Raw genomic sequence first — 12,008 nt, forward strand, 5'->3', positions numbered from 1 at the left:
CAAGATCCGGAGCCCCTACGCTGCAACGGAGAGCGTCAACGGGGACCGGAAGGGGACACACCATGGAGGCGGTCGACGGATCGATACCGGCGGACGGATCGATACCGGCCGAAGGGCTGCTACTGCCCGCTGAACGGGGGCGGCGGCTGCTGGGGCAGGCGGGCGTCGTCCTCGCGGTCATCGCCGGAGTCCTGGTGCTGGAGGTCGTGATGATCTTCGTGATCGCTGTCCTGATGACAGGCAGTGACATGGACATCTTCCGCAGTCCCGGTGTGGCCGGCTATCTGACCATGCCGGTGCTGTGCGGCGTCCTCATCACGCCGCTGTTGCCGCGAGCATGGGCCTGGCCCGCGCTGCGGATCAACGAGCGGGGCCTCGCCAAGGAGGGGCGGGCCGGTGTCACGATCGCGCCTTGGGCGGACCTGGAAGCGGTGCAGTTCAGCCGGAACCGGAATGTCCTGGTGCTACGGGTGCGCCCGGGCGCCGAGTTCCCCGGGAAGCGCCCCGTGCCCGACCGCGCCTCGTATCTGCCCTATTACTCCCTCGGCGACACCCTGCGCCCCGCCCGGCGGCGCGCCCACCACGACGCGATCGTGGCCGCGGTGGAGCGCTTCGCCCCGGGCATCTACAGCCCCGAACCCGTACGGCTGCGAGTCACCCGTGCACCCGCACCACCTTCAACGCGGGGGAGGTGAGGATGTCCTTCTCACAGAAGCGGGACTTCACCCATTTCTCGGCCGAGAACAGCCGCGTCTGATCGGCGAAGTGCGGTGAGCCGGGATTCGACGACTGGGAGTACGTAAGGAGCGTGCGAGCCACTGGACAGCGCCCGCCGTCCCAGCCGACGGCCTGGATGTGGCTGGAGCCGGTCGTGACCTCGCTGTAGCCGCCGGCCGCCGCGTCCCACACCGGCTCGATCTTGTTCCACACGCCGAGTGACTCCGTGCCGCCCGGGACGGGAATGCGCTGACCGCCGCGTACGACGAACTGGTGCGCGGCGGTCTTCGCGTCCAGGGGGATCCCGGCCGTACGCAGTTCGGTCACCGTGTCGGCGAGGGCCGTGGCGAATCCGGGAGCGCCCGTGTTGAGCGTGTTCGGGGTGCGCACCGGGTCCGCCGCAGAGAACGGCACCTTCCACAACTGGCCTTCCGGTACCGTCGCGGTCAGTTTGCGCCAGAACCGGTCGAAGAGGAGCGCGCCCCGGCTGTCGGTGTCCATGGAACGGTTCCACGCCTTGAGTGCACCGCAGGCCTCTGACACGTCAACGGCCTTGCCATCACTGCCCGTTGCCGTACCACCCGGCAGCGCGGCACAGGCCCGTGACGCGTCCTCGGCGGTGAGATCACCCGCGGGCACCCGGTTCGCGAACTGCTGCCGCTCCAGGTCCCGTACGGTCAGATCGCCCTTCGCGGCCATCGCCGCCACGTCCTCGATCGCGCCGCGGGTCCGCATCCCGAGCGGCGTGCCGACCGTGCCGAAGACCCGCTCGTACCCGGTGATCGGCCGGTCCGCGTTGGTCAGCCACGGCGTGCCGTTGGAGTTCTCCGCGTACGGCGCGTCCTTGAGCGTCGGCATCCGCTCCGGTCCGAAGATCCCCGGACGTACGGCGTCGGGGTCGCGGCCGAGCGCGCAGTCACCGCGTGAGCCGTCGAGGATCGCCATCCCGGATGCCGGATACGTGGTCCTGCCGAGCGCCGTCGAGCAGCGTGCCGCCAACTCGTCGGTGATCCGGGGGAGTACCTGCGACTGGGTGAAGAGGGAGTGTCCAGAGGAGTCGGCGGCGATGGTGTTCACCCAGGGGATCCCCTGGTGCCGGGCAAGGGACTTGAGGATGCCGGCCGTGTCGCGTGCCTTGCCGAAGCCGAGCGAGGTGTCGTTGAAGCGAAGGTTCTCGGCGTTGGGATCGTTGAGCGCGTACGCCGTCGTGGTGGTCCACGGCAGGGGGAGCTGGCTGCCGAGGGAGGTGACGACCGGGCCGTAGCGGGTCCACCACTGGGTCCGGGTCACCGGGGCGCCGTCCTTCACCGCGACGGTCACGGTCCGCTTCGTCATCCGCTCCGGCTTGCCGTCCACGACGTACGCCGTCGGATCGGCCGGATCCAGCGTCAGCTGATGGAGGTTGGCCGGGACGCCGGTCGAGACGGTGTGGCTCCATGCCACGTGCGCGTTGTATCCGATGGACACGGTCGGCAGGCCGAGCAAGGAGCCGCCGGAGACGTTGAGTTCGCCGGGGATCGTCTGCTGAGACTGCCAGAACCGGCGGCCGCCCTGCCACGGGTAGTGCGGGTTGCCGAGCAGCAGGCCGCTGCCGTTCGCCGTCGTGCCGCCGTTGAAGGCGACCGCGTTGGAGCCCATGTCGGCGTCGGCGAACAGCTCGCGTGCGGCCCGGGCGGCGGCCTTCGCGTTCGGGGTGCTCTGCGTGTCCGGTGTGGGGGTGGCCGTCGCGGATCCGCTGGGCGGCCGCGCGGTCGCGACCGTGTCGATCAAGCGACCTTCGCCGCCGAGCACGGCGATGGCGTACCCGCGGGTGGCCACGTCGAGGGTGGTGACGGGCCGGACCCAGGTGGCACCCTCGCAGGCGGGATCCGTGACGCGGTTCTGCTTCAGCCAGGCGTTGTAACCGGCCGCCCAGCCGCGCATCAGGTCCTTCACCTGGCGGCTCGGGCCCAGGGGTGCCGGCTCGGCGAGCAGCTTCTCCACCGTGCGGGCGTCCCGGACCCCTCGGAAGTAGAGGTCGCTGGTGAGGTTCTTGGTGGCCGAGGAGAGCGAGCCGTCGGGGGCCGCGTCGGGCCCGAAGAAGCGCGAACGTTCACCGCGCAGTGTCACAAAGCCGTCGGCGAGCGTGCACACCTGGTCGGCGGCCTGCGCCCAGCCCTCGCCGAAACCGAGGTCGGCGTAGTTCTTCGCGAGGATGTGCGGAATGCCGTACTCGGTGTAGCGGATGACCGCGGAAAGGCCGCCCTGGGAGGGGCGTTCCCGACGGTCCTGATCATCGGCGGCGGAGGCCGGTAAGGACGCCGCGGCGGTGAACAGGACGGCGGCTGCGACGACGAGCTGTCTCAGGCGGGTGCGCATCGTGACTCCCAACATCCTTGAGAGAAAGGGCGGTTGAGCGTAACAACAGGTATGTCCGGTTGTGCGTGTGCGCGTTCGAGCTTCGCCGAGGTTGATCCGTTTCGCGCCACACGCGCCCGCTGCTTGACCCCGCTCGCGCCGCCGCACGAGGATCACGCCAGGGCAGCGCGACGAAGGAGTGGGGCATGACGGTGGAGGCCGGACGCAGTGTGACGGTCGACGGGGTGGTGCGGCGCAGCGCCCGGCGGACCCCGGCCCGTGTCGCCGTCCACTACGGCGAACGGTCCTGGACCTACGCGGAACTGGACGACGCCGTCTCCCGGGCCGCGCAGGTGCTGCGCGACACGGGGCTCGTCCCCGGCGACCGGGTCGGCGCCTACGGCCACAACTCCGACGCGTACCTGATCGCCTTCCTGGCCTGCGCGCGCGCCGGTCTGGTGCACGTCCCGGTCAACCAGAACCTGACCGGTGACGATCTGTCGTACATCGTCGGCCAGTCCGGCAGCGGGCTTGTCCTGGCGGATCCGGACCTCGCGGGGCACCTCCCCGACGGCGTACGGGTGTTGCCGCTGCGTGACGCCGACGACTCGCTGCTCGCGCGACTCGCCACGACGGCTCCGTACGACGGAGAGGAGCCGCGCGGGGACGACCTGACGCAACTGCTCTACACGTCGGGCACGACCGCTCAGCCCAAGGGCGCGATGATGACGCACCGCGCCCTGGTGCATGAGTACTTGAGCGCGATCACCGCTCTCGACCTGCAGGCGGGCGACCGGCCCGTGCACTCGCTGCCGCTGTACCACTCGGCGCAGATGCATGTCTTTCTGCTGCCGTATCTCGCGGTGGGTGCCGAGAACGTCATCCTCGACGCACCTGACGCCGAGCGGATCTTCGACCTCGTCGAAACCGGTCGCGCGGACAGCCTGTTCGCTCCGCCGACCGTGTGGATCGGCCTGTCGAACCGCGACGACTTCGCGACCCGCGATCTGAGTGGGCTGCGCAAGGCGTACTACGGAGCGTCGATCATGCCCGTGCCCGTACTGGAGCGCTTGAAGGAGCGGCTGCCGAAGCTGGCGTTCTACAACTGTTTCGGCCAGAGCGAGATCGGCCCCCTGTCGATGGTCCTCGGGCCGTACGAGCACAAGGGGCGGATGGATTCCTGCGGGCGCACGGTGATGTTCGTCGAGGCGCGGGTCGTGGACGAGTCCGGCGAGGATGTGCCAGACGGGGAGCAGGGCGAGATCGTCTACCGCTCGCCGCAGTTGTGCGAGGGCTACTGGGACAAGCCCGAGGAGACGGCTGAGGCCTTCCGGGACGGCTGGTTCCATTCCGGGGATCTCGCGGTGCGCGATGCCGAGGGGTACTTCACCGTGGTCGACCGGGTGAAGGACGTGATCAACTCCGGTGGTGTCCTGGTCGCTTCGCGACAGGTCGAGGACGCGCTCTACACGCATCCCGAGGTGGCCGAGGTCGCGGTGATCGGGTTGCCGGACGAGCGGTGGATCGAAGCGGTGACCGCGGTGGTCGTCCCTCGGGGTGAGGGCACAGAGGCCGTCACGGAGGCCGAGCTGCTCGCCCACGCGCGTGAGAAGCTGGCCCACTTCAAGGTGCCGAAGCGGGTCCTGTTCGTGGCGGAGTTGCCGCGCAACGCGAGCGGGAAGATTCTCAAGCGGGAGCTGAGGGACAGGTTCCGGAACGAGCCCGGTCCGGCGATCGCCCCAGGTGATTGAACGGTTGGCACCGGCCGGCCGTACAGTAATCGGCGGCCTGGACCCCCGAGCCGGGGCCGCCGTGTCACCACAGGGTTTCGCAAGGAAGGACCTTCGGGTTGTCGAGCACCACGAACTCTCCTCATCTGCCGGACACGGAGCAGGCAACTCCGGAGGAGGACGTGACCCCAAAGACCCCTCCTGCGGACACGCCTGACGACACCGCACGCGACAGCGCCGCCGAAGAGGCCGCGGCTTCTGATGACCACACCGCGGCTGCGGAAGCCACCGCCGAAGAGGCTGAGGCATCCACCGCCGGCGAACCCGAAACAGGCACCGCCGAGAAGGCCGAGCCGGCCAACGCTGACGAAGCGGAGCCGGTCGCCGCCGAGGAAGTCGAGCCGGCCACCGCTGACGAAGCCGAGCCGGACGCCAAGAGAGCGGACGCCTCCGCGAGCGACGCCCCCGCCGGGGAGGCCCCGGATCAGCCCGTCGCCGCCCGCCGCCGCTGGCGGGACAGGCACGCGGTCGCGGCGCGCAACGTGGGGTGGGTGGTCACGGTCCTGGCCCTCGCGCTCGTGTGCGTCGCGCTCCTCATGCCCACCCGTATCGACCGGTTCTCGCCCGGTGTGTTCCTGCGCATACCGGTGGAAGCGGTCCTCGGCGCCGGTGTCCTGATAGCCCTGCCTCGCAAGCCACGCCTGGTCGCGGCGGTCCTCGCCGGCGTGGGGCTCGGTCTGCTGACCGTCCTGAACCTCCTGGACATCGGCTTCTACATGTTCCTCGGACGAGGATTCAACGTGGTCCTCGACTGGGTCCTGTTCGACGACGCGAAGTCGTACCTCGAGGACTCCATGGGCCGCGGGGGCACCATCGGCGCACTGATCGGGGTCGTGGCCCTCATCCTCGCCGTGCTCGCCCTGATGACACTGGCGGTTCTCCGGCTGGGCAACGTCATGGCCCGCAACCGCGACAGGGCCACCCGTGCCACGGTGGCGATCGGGACCGTCTGGGTCACCTGCGCGGCTCTCGGCCTGCAGCTCACCGGTCCGCCGCTAGCGGCACGCAGCACGGTCGCCCTCGTCCAGGACCGCATGGACCGGGTGCGGGCAACCCTCAAGGACGAGGCGGCGTTCGCCAAGGAGGCCAAGAAGGACGCCTTCGGCAACACCCCGGGCGACCAGCTGCTCACCGGGCTGCGCGGCAAGGACGTCATCTTCACCTTCATCGAGAGCTACGGCCGCAGCGCAGTCGAGGACCCGGACATCGCGCCGGGCGTCGACGCGACCCTTACGGCCAAGAACAAGGAGTTGCGCGAGGCCGGGTTCGCCGCGAAGAGCGGCTGGCTCACCTCGGCGACGTACGGCGGAAGCAGCTGGCTCGGCCACTCCACCTTCCTGTCGGGCCTGTGGATCAACAATCAGAACCGCTACCGCACCGTCACGGCGGGCGAGCACCTGACCGTCACCGGCGCCTTCAAGCGCACCGGCGCCTGGCGCACGGTGGGCATCATGCCGGGCATCCAGAAGAACTGGCCGGAGGGCAAGTTCTACGGCCTCGACCACGTCTACGACTCCCGGGAACTCGGCTACCGGGGGCCCAAGTTCAGCTGGTCGACCATGCCCGACCAGTACGCGCTGAAGGCCTTCGAACGGCTGGAGCACGGCAAGAAGCACGACAAGCCGCTGATGTCGGAGATCGTCCTGACCTCCAGCCACCAGCCCTGGGCGCCCATCCCCAAGACGATCCCCGATGACCAGGTCGGCGACGGCTCGGTCTACAAGGACATCGCGAAGGCCGGCAAGGACCCCGCCGACGTGTTCTACGACTCCGACAAGGCGAAGGAGGAGTACGGCAAGTCCATCCAGTACTCCGTGACCAGCCTCATCGACTACCTGGTGAAGCACGGCAAGAAGAACACCGTGCTCGTCTTCCTCGGTGACCACCAGCCCATGGCCAAGGTCAGCGGCAACAACGCCAGCCGGGATGTGCCGATCTCGATCGTCGCCCGCGACAAGTCCGTACTGGACAAGATCGACGACTGGAACTGGACCGACGGCCTCGAACCCGACCCGAAGGCGCCGGTCTGGCGGATGGACTCCTTCCGCGACCGCTTCCTCACCGCCTACGGCTCACAGCCCAATCCCTCCAAGTAGGAGTGAGACCAGGCGCGAACCGGGTCGGCGCGCGGCTCATGGCAACCTGCCGCCGGTGAACCGGCGGCAGGTCATGCGCACTCGCTCGTCAGCCGCGACCAGGGGCGAGCCGCCACACCGTGAGGTCGAACGCGAAGGCGGTGGAGCAGGACAGCGGGACCGTCGTGCCGAGCACGTTCACCGTGGCCGTCGCACGCAGAGGTGTGTTGGTGCCCTTGGTGATCACGTAGTGGCCGGCCGGGTCCTCGATGACCTCGTGCACGGGCTTCGGCGTGCCCGCGGCCGAGTAGGCGCCGCTGATGACCGCGTCGCCTGCCGGCTCGGCCGTGTCGTCCAGCTTCCTGACCGGGATGTCGGCCGCGATGGTTCCGTCGGAGAACAGCGTGGTGTCCTCCGGTCCGTAACCGCCGCCGTACTCTCCGTCCGGCGTCTCGATCGACACACTGGCGTGCGAGCCGAACGCGGAGTTCTGGTAGAGGTCCACGGCGACGAAGACGCCTGCGGACTGCCCGGCACAGGCCAGCGCGTAGCCCTTCTCGACCGACTTCACCGGCTTGGATCCGCCCTCCGCCGCGGGGGCGGCCTGTGCGGTCCCGGCGGTGGAGGCGACCGCGCCGGCGCCGATCAGACATGCCAGTGCGACTCGTGTGATGGTTCTCAACTTGGTTCCCCCCTTGGGCCTTGGGCCCATGTGTGGCGTTTTACGCGCGTTGCGGGGCCTAAGACAAGCCAGGTAGGTGTTTGGTTCCGGCCAACGGAAAACTTTGGTCGCGGTACTAACGCGCGCGCAGATCCACGATCCGCTTGATCTTCCCCACCGACCGCTCCAACGACTCCGGTTCGACGATCTCGACGCCGACCGAGACGCCGATGCCGTCCTTCACGGCCGCCGCGATGGCGCGCGCGGCCGTGTCGCGCGTCTGCGGGGTCGCGCCGGTGCGGGCCTCGGCGCGCACGGTGAGCGAGTCGAGGCGGCCCTCGCGGGTCAGGCGCAGCTGGAAGTGGGGGGCGACGCCCGGAGTACGCAGGACGATCTCCTCGATCTGGGTGGGGAAGAGGTTCACCCCGCGCAGGATGACCATGTCGTCGCTGCGGCCCGTGACCTTCTCCATGCGGCGGAAGACACGCGCCGTGCCGGGCAGCAGACGCGTCAGATCCCGGGTCCGGTAACGGATCACGGGCATGGCCTCCTTGGTGAGCGAGGTGAAGACCAGCTCGCCCTCCTCGCCGTCCGGCAGCACGTCGCCCGTGATCGGATCGACGACCTCCGGATAGAAGTGGTCCTCCCAGATGTGGAGCCCGTCCTTGGTCTCCACGCACTCCTGGGCGACACCCGGCCCGATCACCTCCGACAGCCCGTATATGTCGACCGCGTCGATCGCGTACCGCTCCTCGATCTCCCGCCGCATCTCCTCGGTCCACGGCTCCGCGCCGAAGATGCCGACGCGCAGTGAGGTCCTGCGCGGATCGACGCGCTGACGCTCGAACTCGTCGAGCAGCGTCAGCATGTAGGACGGGGTCAGCATGATGATCTCGGGCTTCAGGTCCTGGATCAGTGTGACCTGGCGGGCCGTCATGCCGCCGGACGCCGGGATCACGGTGCAGCCCAGTCGCTCGGCTCCGTAGTGCGCGCCGAGCCCGCCGGTGAACAGCCCGTAGCCGTACGCCACATGGACCTTGTCACCCGGACGGCCGCCCGCCGCCCGGATCGAGCGGGCGACCATGTCCGACCACAGGGACAGGTCACCTTCGGTGTAGCCGACGACCGTGGGGCGCCCGGTGGTGCCGCTCGACGCGTGGACGCGCCGGATCCGGTCCTGGGGCACGGCGAACATCCCGTACGGATAGTTCTGGCGCAGGTCCGCCTTGGTGGTGAAGGGGAAACCGGCCAGGTCGGCGAGCGTGCGGCAGTCCTCGGGGCGTACACCGGCCTTGTCGAAGGACTCCCGGTAGAACGGCACCTTCTCGTACGCGTGCCGCAACGACGTCCGCAGCCGCTCCAGCTGCAGGGCCCGCAGCTCCTCCGCGTCGAGCCGTTCCCCCGCGTCCAGCAGATCAGCCGCACCCGCCATACGTACTTCTCCCTCGCCAACCGTGCCAATCCGGGCGACCGATCATTCGGTCGACATGCTCTGGATCAGTAATCCAGGGGCTCGGGCGGTCGTCAAGACATACGGCATTGGGGGTGGCTCGGGGAGGCAGGTGGCGCGGGCGGCTCATGACGGCCGACGCGCGGGCTCAGCGGTCAGCGGACTCGGCGGTCCGCCAGGCCCGGCGGTCCGCCAGGCCCGGCGGTCCGCCAGGCCCGGCGGTCCGCCAGGCCCGGCGGACCGCGGGCTCAGCGGTCAGCGGACTCGGCGGTCCGCCAGGCCCGGCGGTCCGCCAGGCCCGGCGGTCCGCCAGGCCCGGCGGACCGCGGGCTCAGCGGTCCGCGGGCTCAGCGATCCGCGGGCTCAGCGATCCGCTGCGACCGCCACCGAACGGGCCCACCGATAGTCCGCCTTGCCGCTCGGCGATCGCTGTATGGAGTCCGTGATCACCAGCTGCCTCGGGATCTTGTAGCCCGCGAGCCGTGTGCGGCAGTGGGTCTGGATGTCATCCAGGGACGGCCGCCCCGCCCCGTCGCGCAGCTGCACCACTGCGGCCACGTGGTTGCCCCACTTCGCGTCCGGCACACCGGCCACCAGCGCGTCGTAGACGTCGGGATGGGACTTGAGCGCCTGCTCGACCTCCTCCGGGTACACCTTTTCGCCGCCGGTGTTGATGCACTGCGAGCCACGGCCGAGCACGGTGACGATGCCCTCCTCGTCGACGGTCGCCATGTCGCCGAGCAGTACCCACCGCTCACCGTCCTTCTGGAAGAAGGTCTCGGCGGTTTTCCTCGGGTCGTTGTAGTAGCCGAGCGGCACGTGTCCGCGTTGGGCGATCCGGCCGGGTTCGCCGACGGCGACGGGCTCGTGAGTCGCGGGATCGACCACCTGTGTACGGGAGTTGACGCGCAGCCGGAAACCGCGGTCGGGGCCCGCGTCCTCCGTGGCCGTGCCGTTGAAGCCGGACTCCGAGGAGCCGAAGTTGTTGAGCAGCATGACGTTCGGTACGAGCGCCTGGAACTGTGCGCGCACCGTCTCCGACATGATCGCGCCGGAGGACGAGACGCTGAACATGGAGGAGCAGTCCGTATCCTTCATCGGGCCGCTCAGCGCGTCGATCAGTGGCCGCAGCATCGCGTCGCCGACCAGCGACATACTCGTGACCCGCTCCTTCTCGATGGTGCGCAGGGCCTCCTCCGGAACGAACTTGCGGTGCAGCACGACGCGTTGGCCGAAGTTGAAGCCGATGAAGGCGGTCAGCGTCGAGGTGCCGTGCATCAGCGGGGGTGCGGGGAAGAAGGTGATCCCATCGCCGCCGGCCGCTACGCGCTCGGCGAGCTCCTCCGGTTTCTTCACCGGTTCACCGGTCGGCGCGCCGCCTCCGAGTCCCGAGAAGAACAGGTCCTCCTGACGCCACATCACGCCCTTGGGCATCCCGGTCGTGCCGCCGGTGTAGATGATGAACTGGTCGTCGGGCGAGCGTGGCGCGAAACCCCGCTCCGGGGATCCGGACGCCTCGGCCTCCGCGAAGTCCACGGCGGACACCTCGGGAGCGCCCGGCGCGGGGGTCCCCACGCGCACCAGATGCCGTAACTTCTCCGCCCGCGGCAGCGCCCCCGCCACCCGCTCGGTGAACTCCGCGTCGAAGACCAGGGCCACCAGATCGGCATCCCGGTAGAGGTAGACCAACTCCTCTTCCACGTACCGATAGTTGACGTTGACCGGAACGATCCGAGCCTTCAGGCAGCCGAGGACGGTCTGGAGGTACTCGATGCCGTTGTAGAGGTGCAGCCCGAGATGCTCGCCGGGATGTACGCCGCTGTCGATCAGGTGGTGCGCGATGCGGTTGGCCGCCGCGTCCAGCTCGGCGTACGTGAGACGGCGCTCCGCTCCGGTGCCGGGGCGGTCGATGTAGACCAGCGCCTCGCGGTCGGGAACCACGTCGACGACCGACTCGAACAGGTCGGCAAGGTTGTACTCCACCGCTCCTCCTGACCCCGGGCGTGCCTGGCATCCATCGGTTCGACGGTCATCAGAGCAAAGGCCGACACAACTGTGAAGGGTCCGCGCACAAGAAATCTGACTACGTGTCAGAAAACCCTTGAACTGCCCCCGTGCCTCCTGCAACCTGTTCTCGTCCCGGCGACAGGAGGACCGCAATGGGTGGGACGGAACACCTCACCGTGCAGCGCGAAGGCGCCACACTGGTGCTCACGCTCAACAGGCCCGAGGCCAAGAACGCGCTCTCGCTGCCGATGCTGGTCGGCCTGTACGACGGCTGGGTCGAGGCCGACGAGGACGATGCGATCCGCTCGATCGTGCTCACCGGAGCGGGCGGCGCCTTCTGTGCGGGCATGGACCTCAAGGCGCTGGCCGGCCAGGGGATGGAGGGACAGCAGTACCGGGACCGGCTCAAAGCCGACCCCGATCTGCACTGGAAGGCGATGCTCCGTCACCACCGGCCGCGCAAACCCGTGATCGCCGCGGTCGAGGGCCACTGTGTGGCCGGCGGTACCGAAATCCTCCAGGGGACCGACATCCGGGTCGCGGGGGAGTCCGCCACCTTCGGGCTCTTCGAGGTGAAGCGCGGTCTGTTCCCGATCGGTGGCTCGACGGTGCGCCTCCAGCGGCAGATTCCGCGGACGCACGCGCTGGAGATGCTGCTCACCGGCCGTCCGTACTCAGCTCAGGAGGCGGCCGACGTCGGCCTGATCGGTCACGTAGTCCCCGACGGAACGGCCCTGGAGAAGGCCCTCGCCATCGCCGAGCAGATCAACGCCTGCGGGCCGCTCGCCGTCGAGGCCGTCAAGGCGTCCGTGTACGAGACCGCCGAGATGACCGAGGCCGACGGGCTTGCCGCCGAACTCAAACGCGGCTGGCCGATCTTCGACACCGCCGACGCCAAGGAAGGCGCCCGAGCCTTCGGCGAGAAGCGACCGCCGGTGTACCGGCGGGCGTGACGCCGCGCCGGCACACCG

8 protein-coding genes are annotated in these 12,008 nt (G+C 69.3%); 4 read left to right on the forward strand and 4 right to left on the reverse strand.

Going from position 1 to position 12,008, the window contains the following annotated elements; all coding sequences use genetic code 11:
* Window positions 1-62: 62 nt before the first annotated feature.
* The gene (locus FGD71_RS01520; RefSeq protein ID WP_119098523.1) at window positions 63-695 is read left to right on the forward strand and encodes a hypothetical protein; all 633 of its coding nucleotides are present in this window, start codon (window positions 63-65) and stop codon (window positions 693-695) included.
* On the opposite strand, the gene FGD71_RS01525 is transcribed toward FGD71_RS01520, so the two are convergent.
* Complete coding sequence (locus tag FGD71_RS01525; protein ID WP_119098524.1) at window positions 655-3,075, reverse strand: penicillin acylase family protein; 2,421 nt, start codon at window positions 3,073-3,075, stop codon at window positions 655-657. The two genes, FGD71_RS01520 and FGD71_RS01525, sit on opposite strands and share 41 nt — an antisense overlap.
* Before the next feature lie 185 nt (window positions 3,076-3,260).
* Between FGD71_RS01525 and FGD71_RS01530 the strand changes: the two genes are divergently transcribed.
* Window positions 3,261-4,805, forward strand: a complete 1,545-nt coding sequence (locus FGD71_RS01530) for an acyl-CoA synthetase (protein ID WP_119098525.1) — start codon at window positions 3,261-3,263, stop codon at window positions 4,803-4,805.
* Between the two features lie 161 nt (window positions 4,806-4,966).
* On the forward strand, window positions 4,967-6,940 hold the full coding sequence (locus tag FGD71_RS01535) for a sulfatase-like hydrolase/transferase (protein WP_240436336.1): 1,974 nt from the start codon (window positions 4,967-4,969) through the stop codon (window positions 6,938-6,940).
* Window positions 6,941-7,028: 88 nt separating this feature from the next.
* Here FGD71_RS01535 and FGD71_RS01540 read toward each other — a convergent pair whose 3' ends face one another.
* From FGD71_RS01540 to FGD71_RS01550, 3 genes are all read right to left on the reverse strand, one after another.
* Window positions 7,029-7,601, reverse strand: a complete 573-nt coding sequence (locus FGD71_RS01540) for a hypothetical protein (RefSeq protein WP_119098527.1) — start codon at window positions 7,599-7,601, stop codon at window positions 7,029-7,031.
* Window positions 7,602-7,716: 115 nt separating this feature from the next.
* On the reverse strand, window positions 7,717-9,012 hold the full coding sequence (paaK, locus tag FGD71_RS01545) for a phenylacetate--CoA ligase PaaK (protein ID WP_119098528.1): 1,296 nt from the start codon (window positions 9,010-9,012) through the stop codon (window positions 7,717-7,719).
* Between the two features lie 381 nt (window positions 9,013-9,393).
* Entirely contained in the window at window positions 9,394-11,013 is a 1,620-nt protein-coding gene (locus FGD71_RS01550; RefSeq protein ID WP_119098529.1) for an acyl-CoA synthetase, read from the reverse strand.
* Between the two features lie 176 nt (window positions 11,014-11,189).
* Here FGD71_RS01550 and FGD71_RS01555 point away from each other — a divergent pair, with 176 nt between their 5' ends.
* Entirely contained in the window at window positions 11,190-11,990 is an 801-nt protein-coding gene (locus tag FGD71_RS01555) for a crotonase/enoyl-CoA hydratase family protein (protein ID WP_119098530.1), read from the forward strand.
* Window positions 11,991-12,008 lie beyond the last annotated feature (18 nt).

This window comes from Streptomyces sporangiiformans, assembly GCF_005768555.2.
GTDB lineage: Bacteria > Actinomycetota > Actinomycetes > Streptomycetales > Streptomycetaceae > Streptomyces > Streptomyces sporangiiformans.